Annotated in this window: 12 protein-coding genes; 5 read left to right on the plus strand and 7 right to left on the minus strand. The window is 69.8% G+C overall.

Annotation, left to right across the window (positions count from 1 at the left end):
• Positions 1-6: 6 nt before the first annotated feature.
• The 6 genes from tpx to KGD87_RS21485 form a co-directional block, all read right to left on the minus strand.
• Positions 7-522, minus strand: coding sequence for a thiol peroxidase (gene tpx, locus KGD87_RS21460; RefSeq protein WP_163783596.1), 516 nt, complete (start codon positions 520-522; stop codon positions 7-9).
• Positions 523-554: 32 nt separating this feature from the next.
• On the minus strand, positions 555-1487 hold the full coding sequence (locus tag KGD87_RS21465) for an ROK family protein (protein WP_284662222.1): 933 nt from the start codon (positions 1485-1487) through the stop codon (positions 555-557).
• Positions 1488-1499: 12 nt separating this feature from the next.
• Complete coding sequence (locus tag KGD87_RS21470; RefSeq protein WP_284662224.1) at positions 1500-2051, minus strand: NADPH-dependent FMN reductase; 552 nt, start codon at positions 2049-2051, stop codon at positions 1500-1502.
• A 1-nt stretch (position 2052) separates the two neighbouring features.
• A complete protein-coding gene (locus KGD87_RS21475; protein ID WP_176411372.1) occupies positions 2053-3423 on the minus strand; it encodes a phosphomannomutase/phosphoglucomutase in 1371 nt (456 codons plus the stop codon).
• Between the two features lie 142 nt (positions 3424-3565).
• Positions 3566-5626, minus strand: coding sequence for a serine/threonine-protein kinase (locus tag KGD87_RS21480; protein ID WP_284662227.1), 2061 nt, complete (start codon positions 5624-5626; stop codon positions 3566-3568).
• Between the two features lie 200 nt (positions 5627-5826).
• Positions 5827-6891 carry a mannose-1-phosphate guanylyltransferase gene (locus tag KGD87_RS21485; RefSeq protein WP_284668675.1) on the minus strand — a complete coding sequence of 355 codons (1065 nt, stop codon included), beginning with the start codon at positions 6889-6891 and terminating at the stop codon, positions 5827-5829.
• 13 nt (positions 6892-6904) lie between these two features.
• Here KGD87_RS21485 and KGD87_RS21490 point away from each other — a divergent pair, with 13 nt between their 5' ends.
• The 3 genes from KGD87_RS21490 to KGD87_RS21500 all read left to right on the plus strand — a co-directional run bounded on the left by KGD87_RS21490 (position 6905) and on the right by KGD87_RS21500 (position 11823).
• Positions 6905-9778, plus strand: coding sequence for a GDSL-type esterase/lipase family protein (locus tag KGD87_RS21490; RefSeq protein WP_284662229.1), 2874 nt, complete (start codon positions 6905-6907; stop codon positions 9776-9778).
• Between the two features lies 1 nt (position 9779).
• A complete protein-coding gene (locus tag KGD87_RS21495) occupies positions 9780-11195 on the plus strand; it encodes an MBOAT family O-acyltransferase (protein ID WP_284662230.1) in 1416 nt (471 codons plus the stop codon).
• Positions 11196-11388: 193 nt separating this feature from the next.
• Complete coding sequence (locus KGD87_RS21500; RefSeq protein ID WP_284662231.1) at positions 11389-11823, plus strand: YciI family protein; 435 nt, start codon at positions 11389-11391, stop codon at positions 11821-11823.
• Between the two features lie 193 nt (positions 11824-12016).
• Here KGD87_RS21500 and KGD87_RS21505 read toward each other — a convergent pair whose 3' ends face one another.
• A complete protein-coding gene (locus KGD87_RS21505; RefSeq protein WP_284662232.1) occupies positions 12017-12775 on the minus strand; it encodes a hypothetical protein in 759 nt (252 codons plus the stop codon).
• 8 nt (positions 12776-12783) lie between these two features.
• Here KGD87_RS21505 and KGD87_RS21510 point away from each other — a divergent pair, with 8 nt between their 5' ends.
• Complete coding sequence (locus KGD87_RS21510) at positions 12784-13332, plus strand: hypothetical protein (RefSeq protein WP_284662233.1); 549 nt, start codon at positions 12784-12786, stop codon at positions 13330-13332.
• A 147-nt stretch (positions 13333-13479) separates the two neighbouring features.
• Positions 13480-14838: a SitA5 family polymorphic toxin gene (gene sitA5, locus KGD87_RS21515; protein WP_502887954.1), complete on the plus strand. Its 1359-nt coding sequence runs from the start codon at positions 13480-13482 to the stop codon at positions 14836-14838.
• The last annotated feature ends 1 nt before the right edge of the window (position 14839 follow it).

Here is a 14839-nt window from a genome sequence, read left to right on the forward strand (position 1 = left end):
CTGCAATCACAGCGCTTCGCGGACCGCCTTCATCGCTCCGTCGTAGTCCGGCTCGTGCGTCATCTCCCGGACAATCTCCCGGAACACGACCTTGCCCGCACGGTCCACCACGAAGGTGCTGCGCGCGAGCAGCCCCAGCTCCTTCATGTACACGCCGTACTTCTCACCGAACTCGCGGTCCTTGTAATCCGACAGCGTGGTGACGTTCTGGATGCCCTCGGCGCCGATGAAGCGCCCCAGCGCGAAGGGCAAATCCAGCGTGACGAACCACACCTTCACGTCCGGCCCCAGCGCCGTGGCTTCCTTGTTGAACGCGCGAAGCTGCGCCGCGCACACCCGCGTGTCCACGCTGGGCGCCACGCTCACCACCACCACGCTGCCCTTCACGTCGGACAGCCGCACGGCGTCGTTGAGCCCCTTGAAGACGGTGAAGTCCGGAGCCGCGTCGCCCACCTTCACCTCGTCTCCCACCAGCGTCACCGGCTGACCCTTGAACGTGACGATGCCCTTGTGCTCGGCCATGGAATGCCTCCTCCTCCGGAAAGGGGCGCGGACTACTTCACCAGCAACGCCGCGCCAATCAGACCGCTGTCGTCCCCCAGCTCCGCGTCCGCGATGAGCAGGCCCTCGCGCGACGTGGTGGAGGACCAGGCGCGCACGCCCTCCTCCACGCGGCGCCGCAGCCCCGGGCAGTGCGTCAGCACGCCGCCGCCCAGCACCAGCCGCGCCGGGTTGAGCATCGTCACCTGGTTGGCCACGGCCAACGCGAGGAACCGCGCCGCCCGCTCATAGACTTCAACGGCCGCCACGTCGCCCGCCTCCGCCGCCTTCTCCAGCGTCACCGGGGTGATGCGCGCCGGGTCGCCGCCCGTCAGCCGCGCCACCTCCGGCGAACCCCCGCTGGCGAGCAGCTCCCGCGTCTGCGCGATGAGGTTGTGGCCACCGACGTAGGCCTCCAGGCACCCCAGCTCACCGCAGCCGCAGCGGCGTCCGCCCGGAACCACCTTGATGTGGCCCAGCTCGCCCGCCACGCCGCCGCCGCCGTCCACGAGCCGTCCGCCCGCGATGATGGCGCTCCCCACGCCCGAGCCCACGAACACCACCAGCATGTCCTGCGAGCCCCGGCCCGCGCCGGCGTTGAATTCACCCCAGGCCGCCGCGGACAGGTCGTTCACCACGCGCACTGGCTGGCCCAGCCGGGCAGTTAGCAGCGCGCCCAGCGGCACGTTGCGCCAGCCCAGGTTGGGAGCCACCGACAGCACGCCCGAGTCCTTGTGAATCTGCCCGGCGGCCGCCACGCCGCACGCGCCCAGGGGCACGCCGGCGACCCTCACCGCGTCAGAGACAGCCTGGGCAATGGTCTCCACGACCCCCGAGGGGCTGCGCTCCACCAGGGCCACCTTCGAGGCGGCGATGAGCCGGCCCACCTCGTCCACCACGGCGGCGCGGGCAAAGGTTCCCCCCAGGTCGATTCCGAGCGTTGGCATGGGCGCGTCCTCTCAGGGCTTCAGCTTGGAAACCAACGCGGCCGCCAGGCCTTCCACTTCCTTCTGGCGCGCCTCGTCCTTGAGCTTCCCGTCCGGAGTGAAGGCCTCCGACACGCGGGCCAGGTGCACCTGCGTGGGCAGCACGTGCGCCCCCACGGAGGCCATCACCTGCCGCAGGTGCGGCTGCATGCGCGCGGTGCCGAAGCCGCCGGGGGTGGCGCCCATCATCGCCACCCACTTCTCCTGGAAGAGCCTGCCGGGCGGACGGGACACCCAGTCGATGGCGTTCTTCAGACCGCCCGGAATGGAGGAGTTGTACTCCGGGCTGGCGATGAGCAGGCCCTGGGCCTTGCCCAGCCGCTCGCGCAGCGCCTCCACCGGAGCGGGCAGGGCCTTGGCCTCCACGTCGCCGTCGTAGACGGGCAACGCCAGCGTCTTCAGGTCCACCACGTCCACCTCCGCGCCCAGCGCGCGGGCGTGGGCGACGGCGATGTCCAGGAGCTTGCTGTTGAAGCTCCCGGTCCGGAGACTGCCACTGATGGCGAGGATGCGCGGCGTCGTCATGTCAGCCCCCGACCTCGACCTTGACCTTCGCCACGGTGCCCTCGATGAGGGCCTGGATTTCCTTGAGGCGCTCGGGCGTGTTGGCCTCGAAGCGCAGCACCAGGATGGGCTGCGTGTTGGAGGCGCGGATGAGGCCCCAGCCGTCAGGGAACGTCACGCGCACGCCGTCCACGTCGATGATGTCGTGGCCCGCGGCGCGCAGCGTCTCCGTGGCGCGCTTCACCATCTCGAACTTCTTCTCCTCCTTCGTGTCGAAGCGCAGCTCCGGGCTGGCGTACGTCTTCGGCACGTCGGACAGGAGCTCCGACAGGGTCGCCTTCTCGTGCGTGAGAATCTCCAGCAGGCGCGCGGTGGAGTAGATGGCGTCGTCGAAGCCGAAGTAGCGGTTCTTGAAGAAGATGTGGCCGCTCATCTCCCCGGCCAGCTCCGCCTGCGTCTCCTTCATCTTCGACTTGATGAGCGAGTGCCCGGCCTTCCACATGACGGGCTTGCCGCCGCGCTTCGCGATGTCGTCGTACAGCGTGTAGCTGCACTTCACCTCGCCGACGATGGCCGCGCCCGGGCTCTCCTTCAGCACGTAGCGGCTGAAGAGCACCATGATTTGGTCACCCCAGAGGATGTTGCCCTGGTCGTCGATGACGCCAATGCGGTCGCTGTCGCCGTCATAGGCGATGCCCACCTCGGCCTTCTCGCGCTTCACCGCCGCGATGAGGTCCTCCAGGTTCTCCACCACCGTCGGGTCCGGGTGGTGGTTGGGGAACGTCGCGTCCATCTCACAGAACAGGGGCACCACGTCGAAGCCCATGCTCTCGAACAGCGGCACCGCGATGGCGCCGCCCGTGCCGTTGCCGGCGTCGATGACGATGCGCATCCCCTTGCGGCCCACCTTCACCGTCTGGCGGACGAAGTGGTTGTACGGGGTGATGATGTCGTACGGCGTCACCGTGCCCTGCTTGGGCGACACCTCGAAGTCCCGCGCCTCGATGAGCTTGCGCAGGGCTTGAATCTCGTGGCTGTGGAAGGTCGTCTTCCCCGCGCCAATCTTGAAGCCGTTGTACTCGGGCGGGTTGTGGCTGCCGGTAATCATCGCCAGGCCGTCCACCGGCAGGGTGTTGGCGGCGAAGTACGTCAGCGGCGTGGGGACCACGCCCACGTCGAACACGTTGAGGCCCGTGGAGGTGAGGCCCGCGCAGAGCGAATCCCGGAAGCGGGTGGAGGACTCGCGGCAGTCGCGGCCCACCGCGATGGAGCGCCCGCCCTGGCGACGGATGATGGTGCCCAGGCCCTTGCCCAGCAGCTCCACCACCTCGGTGGTGAGGTCCTTATCGACCAGGCCTCGGATATCGTATTCGCGGAAGATGTGCGCGTTCATGAAAGTGTCCCCGCCCCCGTGACGACGGAGGGCATGGCAGAGGGCGGCGGACTCTACACGAGCGCGGGCCAGGGGGCACCCGGCCAGAGAGCGCCCCTGGCCCGTTGGAGGGCCAAGGGGCCGGAGAGGGCTCCCGCGCGCGCTACGGAAGCGGGGTATGAGGAGCCATGCCCCCCTCATGAAGCACGGGGGGCATGGAGGGCGTCAGGCCCTGCGCCCGCTGGCGAAGCGCCTGGTAGTGCCGCAGCCACGACACGTTGAGCGGGTCCAACGCCAGCGCGTTCGCATAACGGGAGAGCGCGGCGCGCAAGGCCCGCTGCGCCTCCAGCGCGTGCCCCTGGGTGAAGAGCACCCGGGCCCGGGCCTCCGCGCCCGGCCGGGCAGACAGGAAGGCGTGGCGCAGGGGCTCCACCTCCTCGTCCGGCAGCCCTGCTTCCACGCAGCGGGCCAGCCCGGGCAGGTTGCCTCGGACGGCGTCGAAGCCGGCGCGGCTCAGCGGCTCGCCCAGGGTGCGCCGGGCGGACTCCACCCGGCCCCGCAGGGACTCCAGCGCGCGGCGCTGCCCGGACGGCAGCGAACGGGCGCGGAAGCCCTCCAGCCGGCGCAGGGCGGCGCTGGCCCGGCGGCGAAGCTCCTCGAAGTCGGCGTCGGGCCGCGCGCCCAGCAGGGCATACGGGTCCTTCGCGGCCTCCGCGGCCCGGGCGAGCAGCCGCGCCAGCTCTCCATCCGGACGCGGCTGTGGCCGGCGGCCCTCCTCCAGCATCCACGCCACCCACTGGCGCAGCGCCGCCGAGGGCTCGTCGAAGTGGAGGAACGCGCCCGCGGCCACGCCCCAGGTTTGGGCCTCGTCCCCCGTGACATGGCGGACGACGTCGCCCTCGCACGTCAGGGTGCGCCCCGCGAAGGACAGCTCCACGCCCAGGCGCGCGGCCAGCGGCGGCGGCGCGCCGTCCCACGCCGCGAAGAAGCCATCCACCGACATGTCGCTGGCCACCACCCGCGTCCAGCCCTCCGCCAGCTTCACGCGGACCTCCAATCCCACCGGCGCGGCGACGCGCGGGGCTGGCGCCTCCAGCACCGGCTCCGCGTGGGCCGCCGCCCGCAGCGCCAGGTGCAGCGGCGTGGCGCCGTCCTCCGGAATCGCCTGGCCGAAGATGGTGACGTTGCCTTCCGGCACGCGCATCTCCGGCAGCAGCAGGATGGGCGCCTGGGACGCGGCGGCCTCGTCCATGTCGAACGCGAGGTCGATGTCCACCAGCAGCTCCACGTCATCGACCAGCGCCGCCTCGCGCGCCGCCGCGAGGGCACGCGGATCCATGCAACGCGCCAGCGCCTCGCGGAACGCGCGGGCATCCGGGAAGCGCTCGGCCGGCCGCGGCGCCAGGGCCCGCAGCAGCACCGAGGACAGCGCGGGCGGCACGCACGGGTTGAGGACATGCGGCTCCGGCGGCGCCAGCTCCCCCGCGCGACCGACGCCGAAGGGCAGCCGCCCGGTGAGCAGCAGGTAGCCCACCACGCCCAGCGCATACACGTCCGCGCGGCCATCCACGGCCTCACCGGACCACTGCTCGGGCGCGATGAAGGCCGGCGAGCCCACCACCATGCCGCGCGCCCGCTCCTCGGGAGACAGGCTCGAGCTGAGGATGGCGCTGGCGCCGAAGTCGAGCACCTTCACCCGGCGCTCCCCCCGCGCGTCCCGCGTGAGGACGAGGTTGTCCGCGGACAAATCCCAGTGCATGAGCCCCCGCGCGTGCGCGGCCTCCACGGCCTCCAGCGCCTGCCCCAGCAGCTCCACCGCCTCCACGGGCGCCAGCGGCATGGGGAGACGGGAGAAGGACTCACCGTCGGCGTACTCCATCAGCAGGCACGGCAGGCCGCCGGGGCCCGGGCGCGCGTCCAGCACGCGGGCCACGTGCGGGTGGACCAGCTCACGCAGCGCCTGCGCCTCCGCGTAGAAGCGGCGCTGCATGGCCGGACGCGCCGCCAGGTGCGGGTGAAGCACCTTCACCGCGAAGCGGTGCCCCGTGGGGAGATACTCCGCCAGGTACACCGTGCCCAGCGCCCCCGCCCCCAACCAGCGCCGGAAGACGAGCGGCCCGTGCCGCTGTCCCTCCAGGCAGCTCGCCGACACCGCGACGCCGTCATGCACCGCCGGGCAAGACGCCTCGGCCGGATGGTCCACGTCACACCGCATGCAGGCCATACCCCACCACCCTCTGCCGCCCCGGAGCGGGGCAGGCGGTGGGGGCCTTGCAACCGGCGTGCAGAGGACCCTTGTCCACTCATCGACAGAGCAAGCCCCCAAGAGAGCGAGGTCACCGGTGAATCAGGGGCCCGCCGCCGGTACTTCTTCCAGGGTGGGAACCGGGCGTTTCTCCAGCGCACCTGGCCCCACCTGGACGCCTACAGGTACTTCGTCAGCTTGCGAGCCTTGAGCGCCTCCACCACCTTGCGCACCTCCTGGCTCTTGTCCTTCGGCACCACGAGCACCGCGTCGCCGGAGTCCACCACCACCATGTCGGTGAGGCCCACCACGGACAGCGGGCGCTTGTCGGCCAGCACCACGCAGTTGTGGCAGTCCACCACCACGGCCATGTTGCCGGACACCACGTTGCCGTTCGCGTCGGCGGGGCGCACCTCGGGAATCGCCGCGAACGAGCCGACATCCGACCAGCCGAAGTCACCCGGCAGCACCGCGATGTTGGAGGCCTTCTCCATGACGCCGTAGTCGATGGAGAGGGAGGGCAGCTTGGGGAACACCTTCTTCAGCACCGCGCCGAAGGTCCGCTTGCCCGCGGCCTTGCGCAGGGCGTCCAGGCCCTTCTGCATCTCCGGCATGTGCCTGGCGAAGGCCTCCAGGATGACGTCCACGCGGAAGACGAAGATGCCGCCGTTCCACAGGTAGTCACCAGAGGACACGTAGCCGCGCGCCGTCTCCAGGTCGGGCTTCTCCTTGAAGGCCCGCACCTTGCGGCCACCGCCCTCCAGCGCCGCGCCGACCTGGATGTAGCCGTAGCCCGTCTCCGGGCGCGAGGGCTTGATGCCCAGCGTGACGATGTGCCCCGCCTCCGCCAGGTCCGCCGCGTCCGCCAGCGTGCGCTTGAAGCCGGGCACGTCCGCCACGTGGTGGTCGGAGGGCAGCACCACCATGATGCCCCGGGGGTCGCGCGCGGCCACCTGCACCGCGGCCAGGGCGATGGCGGGCGCGGTGTTGCGCGCCACCGGCTCCACCAGCAGGTTCGCCTTGGGCAGCCCCTTCACCAGCTTCGCCGCGGCCTTCGCGTGCAGGGGGCCACAGACGATGAAGGTGTCCTTCACCGAGGCGAGCCCCTTGAGGCGCGCGGACGTGTCGGTGATGAGCGGCAGCTTGGAAGCCAGCGGCAGGAACTGCTTGGGCCGCGCCTGACGGGACAGCGGCCAGAAGCGGGTGCCGGAGCCACCGGCCATGATGACGGGGTAGAGGGCCATTGCGGGTGTTGCCATGGCGGCGCACCATACCGTTTCGGCCTTGCCGGGAAAGAGGGACTCGCCTGCCCGCCCTCCAGACGGCGAGGCCACGAAGGGTGGTGAGAGTTTTGACCCGCCACCCAAAAGCCAGTCTCATGCCGCGCTGTTGGACTTCCTCAAGGCCAGATCCACCGGGCTGACGCTCATCCTCACCGTCGCGCTGGCGCTGGGGCTGTCGCTTGCGCCGGTCCCAGACGCCCTCCGGCCCCTCCCGAGTCTCCAGCGGGGACCCCTGCCCGAGAAGCTGGTGGCGCTCGTCCTGCCGACCTCGCTGTCGGGCGGGCGCGCCGCGCGTCCGCCCGGAGAGGTGATGACGGCGGGGGCGGGCGCGACCCAACGCCCGCCGGCGGAGACGGAGGAGGTGGAGGACGAGGTCGACGCCGGCGCCCTGGTGGCGGAGCCGCTGCCCGCGGTGCCCACGGAGCCGGGCATCGGCCTGGAGGAGCTGAGCGCCCCCACCCTGGCGCGCGCGAAGGACCTGGAGGCCCTGCGCGAGCGCATGGGCTCCCAGCACGTGGACATCGAGCTCAACTGCCGCAAGGCGGGGCCGGACGGGAGTTGCCTGGAGGACGGGCTGGCGCCCTACACCCGGGCCCTGGCCGAGCTGCGCGAGGACACCCGGCGCACACCGGTGCGCGTGGTGCACCTGGGCGACTCGCTGGTGGCCTCCGACCACATCACCGACCTGGTGCGCGACCGGCTCCAGGAGCGCTTCGGCGCGGGCGGCAAGGGCTTCCTCTTCATCACCCGCCCCGCCAGCGCGGGCCGCTGGACGCGCTCGGGCCGGGGCTCGGACGGCTGGGAAATCGAGCGGCTGGTGGACTCCAAGTGGCCCCGCGACCGGGTGGGCTGGACGGGCGTGGCCTTCAGCACGGAGAAGGGCTCCCAGAGCACGCGTTATGACGTGACGGGCTCGCGCGTGGCGGAGCTCTTCTTCCTGGCGCAGCCCGCCAGCGGCTCCGTGCAGTTCTCCGTGGACGGCAAGCCGCTGCAGCGCATCCACACGCGAGGCTTCTCCAAGAGCAAGTCGGAGGCGGCCTTCGCCCGCGTGACGCTGCCGCGGGGCGCGAAGTCGCTGACGCTCACCACGTCCGGCAAGGTGGAGCTGCACGGCATGGCGCTGGAGACGGGCACGCCGGGCGTCGTCTATGACACGGTGGGCCTGCTGGGCGGCATGGCGGAGGTGTACCTGCGCGCCCAGCCCGCCGCCTTCCGCGCGCAGCTGCGTCAGCGCAAGCCGTCCCTGGTGGTGATGATGGTGGGCGGCAACGAGGCCTTCTTCTACTCGCGCGGCCGCACCACGCTGGACGAGGTGCGCGCGCAGATAAAAGAGCTGATGTCCCGCGTGCGCGCCAACGTGCCGAACGCCGCGTGCCTGTTGATGGCGCCCATCGACGCGGGCGTGCGCACCATGAGCGGCGAGGTGGTGTCGCGCCGGGGCACCCGGGAGATTGGCGACATCTACCGCGAGGAGGCCCGCGCGGCCGGCTGCGCGTTCTGGGACGCCTACGCCGCCATGGGCGGCGAGGGCTCCGCGATGCGCTGGCTCGAGGAAGGGCTGATGCTGGACGACCTCGTCCACCCGCGCGCCCGAGGCTCCGACCTGCTGGGCCACCTCTTCGACCTGTCGCTCCAGCGCACGTTCGCGAAGAGCCGGGCGCCGCTGGTGGCCGTGGCGGACCCGACCGGCCTGCAGAACGCGGACACCGCGCTGACGCGCACGTTCGACAAGCTGATGCGCCGCGAGTCCGGCGAGGCCCTCCGCGTGGGCGTCGCGCAGTTGGGCGGCACGCACACCGCATCACATGAATTCACGGACGCGGTGCGCGAGGTGCTGACGAAGCGCTTCGGCGACGCGGGCCGGGGCTTCATCGCCGCGGGCAAGGCCTCCCCCCACCTGGAGCCCGCGGGCGTGACGCGCGCGCTGGAGGGGGAGTGGACGCTCGAGGACGCCAAGGACGCGCCCCCCGGAGGCCTGTGGGGCCTGACGGGCATCCGCGCCGTGGGCGGTCCGGGCGCGAAGCTGCGCATCCAGTTCTGCAAGGACTGCCCGGAGGCGAAGGAGACCTCGGGCCGGTTGGATTTGTACGCGCTGGACGCGCCGGACGTGCGCGCGCCGGACATCACGGTGGACGGCGAGCTGCTGCCGCCGGACGCGCCCTTGCCGGAGCCGTTGACCCAGCCCACCGTGCGCGTCCGCTCCTTCCCCGTCACGGGGTCCTCGAACACCGTGGAGGTGACAGCGCCGAAGGACGGCCACGTCACGGTGCTGGGGGCTTCGCTGGAGTACGACACGCCGGGCGTCGTGTACGACGCGCTGGGGCTTCCCGGTGCCACGGCGGCGACCCTGGGGGCCATGGACGCGGCGGCGGTGGACGCGCAGTTGGCGTCGCGGCGGCCGGACCTGCTCGTGTTCTGGTACGGCACCGACGAGGCGAACCAGCCGGGCCTGGACGCCTCGGCGCTGCGCCGGGACTACACCGCGATGCTGACGCGGCTGCGCAAGGCCACCCACGCGGAGTGCCTGGTGATGGGCCCCACGGACCGGCTGGCGCGGGACGCCACCGGCCGGTGGAGCGAGGCGCCCTCGCTGGCGTCGGTGCTGAACACGCTGCCGCAGGTGGCGAAGGACGCGGGGTGCGCGTACTGGTCCACGCGCGCGGCCATGGGTGGAGAGCGCTCCATGCTGCGCTGGCAGCGCGCGCAGCCCGCGCTGGGCCACGCGGATGGCGTCCAACTGACTCCGGAAGGCTACGCGCGGCTGGCGGGGGCCTTCTCCCGGGAGCTGCTCACGGCGTACGAGGTCCACAAGAAGTCGGGCCCCACCTCGCGCGTGGAGGACAACTGACGTGCTGTCGCACAGCGTCCAGTACCTCGTCTTCGTCATCGCGGTGTTCGCCCTGTACTGGGCGGTGCACCGACACTACTGGCCGCGCATTGGCGTGCTGCTGGTGGGCAGCCTCTTCTTCTACGCGGCCTTCACGCCCTTCCCCATCCTCATCTTCCTGGTGGGCGTCACGGTGGACCACCTGTGCGTGAAGGGCATGGCCCGCGCGCAGTCCCAGGGGGTCCGCAAGGCGCTCGTCACGGTGTCGGTCGTCTCCAACCTGGGCCTGCTCGCGGGCTTCAAGTACCTGGAGATGCTGCGGCAGACCTTGCTGTCGCTGCTGGCGCCGTGGGGGATTGAAGTCCGCGCCGAGCCCTTCAACCTGCTGATGCCGGTGGGCCTGTCCTTCTTCGTCTTCCAGGCCATCAGCTACACGGTGGACGTGTACCGGCGGAAGGCGAGCGCGGAGCACTCGTTCCTGGAGCACCTGCTGTACCTGCTCTTCTTCCCGCGCGTGGTGAGCGGCCCCATCGTCCGGGCGTCGGAGCTGATGGCGCACTTCCGCCAGACGCCGGGCCTCACGCCCGAGGCCGGTGGCCACGCCCTCTTCCGCATCGCGGTGGGCCTGGTGAAGAAGCTGGTCATCGCGGACGTGCTGGGCGCGGGGCTGGTGGACCCCGTCTTCGCCGCGCCGGAGAAGTACGCCTCCGCGGAGTGCATCGTCGCGGCGGTGGCCTACACCTTCGAGCTCTACTACGACTTCTCGGGGTACTCGGACATCGCCATTGGCGTGGCGGCGCTGTTCGGCTTCCAGTTCCCGGAGAACTTCAACCGGCCGTACCTGGCGAAGAACATCGGCGAGTTCTGGAACCGCTGGCACCTGAGCCTGTCCACCTGGCTGCGGGACTACCTGTACCGGCCGCTGGGCGGCAACCGCGTGTCGAAGCCGCGCGTGCTGTTCAACCTGATGACGGTGATGGTGCTGGGCGGCCTGTGGCACGGCGCGGACTGGCGCTTCGCCGTCTGGGGCGCGGTGCACGGCGTGGCGCTGTGCGTGTCGCGCTGCTGGGAGTGGTCGGTGGGCAAGCCCGAGTCCCCGGGCGTCCCCCGCGTGGCGCTGGGCATGCTGACGACGTTCACCATCGTCGTGCTGACGCGCGTGGTGTTCCGGGCCGAGGACATGACGCACGCGGGTGAGTTCTACGAGCGGATGATGGCGGGCGTGCCCGGCATCGCCAACGTGAGCCCGCTGGTGTGGGCCATGCTGGCGGCGGCCGTGTTCTTCCACGCCGTGCCGATGAAGCTCTACACGGTGTCGTCGGACCTCTTCGTCCGCATGCCCGTGCCGGTGCGCGCCGCGGCGCTGGTGGTGCTCGGCCTGGGCATCCGCCACCTGTCCTCGGTGGAGACGCGCCCGTACGTGTACCTGCAGTTCTAGGCGGGGATGCGGGCGGGCGGGCCCTTGGGCCGCCTGCCTGTGAGGTGCGCGACAAGCCCCTGAAAACCTTGGGCCTTCACGACCTTCGCGAGGAGCGTGTCGGTATTTTCGGACGCGTGTCGATCCGCGTTTGGATGATTCGTCGCCAATTTGAACGAGGACGCAGCGCCTCCCGAACCGAAAGGAAGCACCGATGCGCGTCATGGTCATTGTGAAGGCGACGAAGAACTCCGAGGCCAATGTGATGCCCGACGAGAAGCTGATGACCGAGATGGGCAACTACAACGAGGAGTTGGTGAAGGCCGGCGTCATGCTGGCCGGTGACGGGCTGCATCCGAGCAGCAAGGGCAAACGCATCCGGTTCGCGGACGGGAAGAAGAGCGTCATCGACGGTCCGTTCGCGGAGACGAAGGAGCTCATCGCTGGCTACTGGATGTGGCAGGTGAAGTCGATGGAAGAGGCCGTGGAGTGGGCGCGCCGCTGCCCGCCCCCCATGCCCGGCGAGGAGTCGGAGCTGGAGATTCGCCCCGTCTTCGAGGCCGAGGACTTCGGCGCCGAGTTCACCCCGGAGCTGCGCGCGCAGGAGGACAAGCTGCGCGCGGAGCTGGAGCAGAAGAAGAAGGCGTGAGGCGGCGCGGAGTGAGGCCCGGTGCTTCCGGGCCTCACTCGAGTCGTCAGAGCCGGGTGCTGACTCCTGATGGGTGCAGAGCACGCGTCAGGAACGCGGCATGACGTTGCGGGGAGCAGGTGCACTGCTCTTGACTGCTCTTCTCGTGGGCTGCGTGACACCGCGAGCACATCGCCAAGAGTCCCTCTCCTGCCTACGCTCCGAGGCCCGAGTCATCAAGCCACAAGACCAGCTCCTCGTACGACATGCCCGTCGCCCTCGCCGCATTTCGCGCGAACGTCTTGGAGGCAGCCGCCACATTCGGCGTCGAGTGCTCCACCGGCTCACCAAGGAGGTCGAGGCAACCCCGGCGCAGATGGACCCAGGAGCGGTTTCCCTGGCGCTTCAGCTTGAGCAACACGGACCGCGTGCTGTCGTCATGGGGAGTGGACACCTGCCCCTCAAGCTGGTCGTGGGCGTCCGCACCGAGAGGAATCGGCGGACGACCGTCTCGTACTGGGTGATGAAGTTCGCCTACACCGTCGGCGAGCGAAACGCCGGAAACGATGCACACGTCAGCGGCGGCCCAGCACTCGGTGCGAACCTGCCCGCCCAGCAAATAGCGATCCGTCGCCGCCTGTTCGGCCGCCACCCATTGCTTCAGTGCATTCAATGCCAGCGCGAAGGCCCGGAACTCGTCCGGGAGCTTGCCCTCCAGTACTGGGGGCAACGGGTTCTGCTCGAGAAACTCGCGAACAGGGCCCGGAGTCGTTGCCATCATTCCCGCCTGTTCGAGAAGCAGGCCCCCCACCTGGTTCAACATTTCATTGAATGCTCCTCGTGGAACCTTGCGGTTCAGGCAGGAGTGATCTTCGGCCGCCCACGCCCGATACTCTCCGTAGTACCGCTCCAGCAACTCCTTCCGCTCGGGCTTGCTCAGCTTCGCTTTGGGTTTCGGTCGTTCGTATGTCATTAGCAAGCATGGCCACGAACTCCTCCTTGGTGCAAACCGTCTTGAAGTGGCCGCTATCGCGGTTGAGGGCGTGGCTTGACGGACTCGTCATCGGGGAGCCTGTGAACGGCGAGTACTTCAACTGGGATGTCTTCGCCTTCACCATCGCCGCGCGGGCCCGCGACGAGCAGAGCTTGGGGTGGGCGCATATCGGACTGCTCGTCTACGGAGCCCTCGCACAACGCCACTCCGACGAGGAGGAGTACTCCCTCAGGCTCTCTGAAATGAACCTGCGTGCAGGGATGATTGCCGAGTTCGGCGAGCGTGAAGGCGACTTCGTCCTCGACGCCGAACCGATTGTCGCGTGGGCCCGGCGTCTGACGACGTTCTCCCTGGAGGAAGCTTCCCAGTGGATGGCGCAGGAAGACATCCGCACCGTTCCCATCGAGAAGCTCCGCGCCATGCGCAGGCTCAAGCACGCGCTCAAAATCCTGGCCCACGCCCTACCCAAGACGAACGTAGAGCAGAAGCATCCGGAGCTCGTCCCCTGGCTCCAGTTCAGGACCCGCCTGGTCTGACGCCGCACACTCCCGCAGGTGGGGCACGTAAGCCAAAGACTGCGTCGGTGCCACCACGCAAGCCGGCACGTCCCGCGCATCGTCAGACGCACGTGCTACCTCTGGCGGGTGCTCCCACGGGTGGGGAGCGCGCGTCAGGAGAGTGGCATGACGTTGCGTGAAGCAGGTGCACTGCTCTTGAGCGTGCTTCTCGTGGGCTGCGCGACACCGCGAGTCGTGCGCCTGGACACGGGACAAGGCGAGCCTCTCGTCTACCTCCCTCCGAAAAATGCGAAGCCCGTCGTGGTGGACGCAGCCGCGTTCCGGAAGGTGATAACCCGGCTCGTGCTCGACATGCGCTTCTCTCTTCGCGAGGAGGCGGAGCCTCCAAGGGTCCGCCACGCCTCGTGGAACTCGGAGCCCCAAGGTGCCGGACGCGACTACGACGCCTGGTGCTCCCGCCAGGACAGCCCTGGCGAGTGCCTCACGCTCCTGGAGGGTGGCTTCACCTTCCTGGACGCCAAGGCGCGCCGGCAGATGGCGCTCACCTTCGCCTGGGATGGTGTGTGGGAGGGCGTGCAGGACGCGGTGAAGGAGGTCGTCAACCCGCTCGCACTCAAGGCCATGCTGACATCGGCACTGGCCGCGTACATGCTCCTCGTCGTCGCGCCCGAGCCCGTGACGAAGCTCGTCGCCATCACCCTGACGACCTTCGTCCTCGCCTACCTCGGCGTGGACGCCTTCATGGGCCTCGTGGCTGGCTGGCAGCGACTGTCCGCGGACGCTGAACGAGCGGTGTCGTTCCAGGAATTGGAGGACGCGGGGCACCGCTTCGGCCGAGTCATGGGGGAGAACGGAGCGCGCGTGCTCATCCTCGCGCTGACGGCGGCGCTGGGTGGTGGAGCCGCGAGCATGGCCTCCAAGGGACCGACGCTGCCCGGCTTCGCCAGCGCGGCCCTGGCCGCCGAGACTCAGGCTGGCTTTCGGCTGTCCGCGGCGATGGCAGGGGGCGTGCGCTCCATCTCCGTAGCGGAGGGCGTCATGACCGTGGGCCTTGCGCCCAACGCGGTCGCCATGACCGCTCGCGGGCCCGGCGATACAGACGCACCCTCATCCTCGGACGGCGTCCCCACGAAGCTCCTTGAGAATCAGCAACCCCACCTATTGGACAAGGAGCAGAAAATCGCGCGGCTGGTAGGCGTTCGCCCCGTTCGAGTCACAGACCCCGACTTTCTACGGTATGTGAACAACGGTTCCATCAAGTGGGTGGTGACTGCGGAGGGGGAATTGCTGATTGTCCCTCACGCATGGCGAACAAAAGAGATCTCGCACGCCGTCGCCAGCGGAGGACGCCCAGTGCTCGCAGCAGGCGAAGCTGAAATCGCCGCCCATGGCATGCTACGCACAGGTGTGGAGATCACGCCTCACAGTGGCCACTACCTCTTCGAGGCTCCCGCAGCTACGAGTGCCAGAGCGCTGGAAATCGGCAGACAGGCCTTCTCCCGAGCCGGTATCTTGTTCCCCTAGG

The sequence above is a fragment of the Myxococcus sp. SDU36 genome (assembly GCF_030168875.1).
In the GTDB taxonomy this organism is placed as follows: domain Bacteria; phylum Myxococcota; class Myxococcia; order Myxococcales; family Myxococcaceae; genus Myxococcus; species Myxococcus vastator.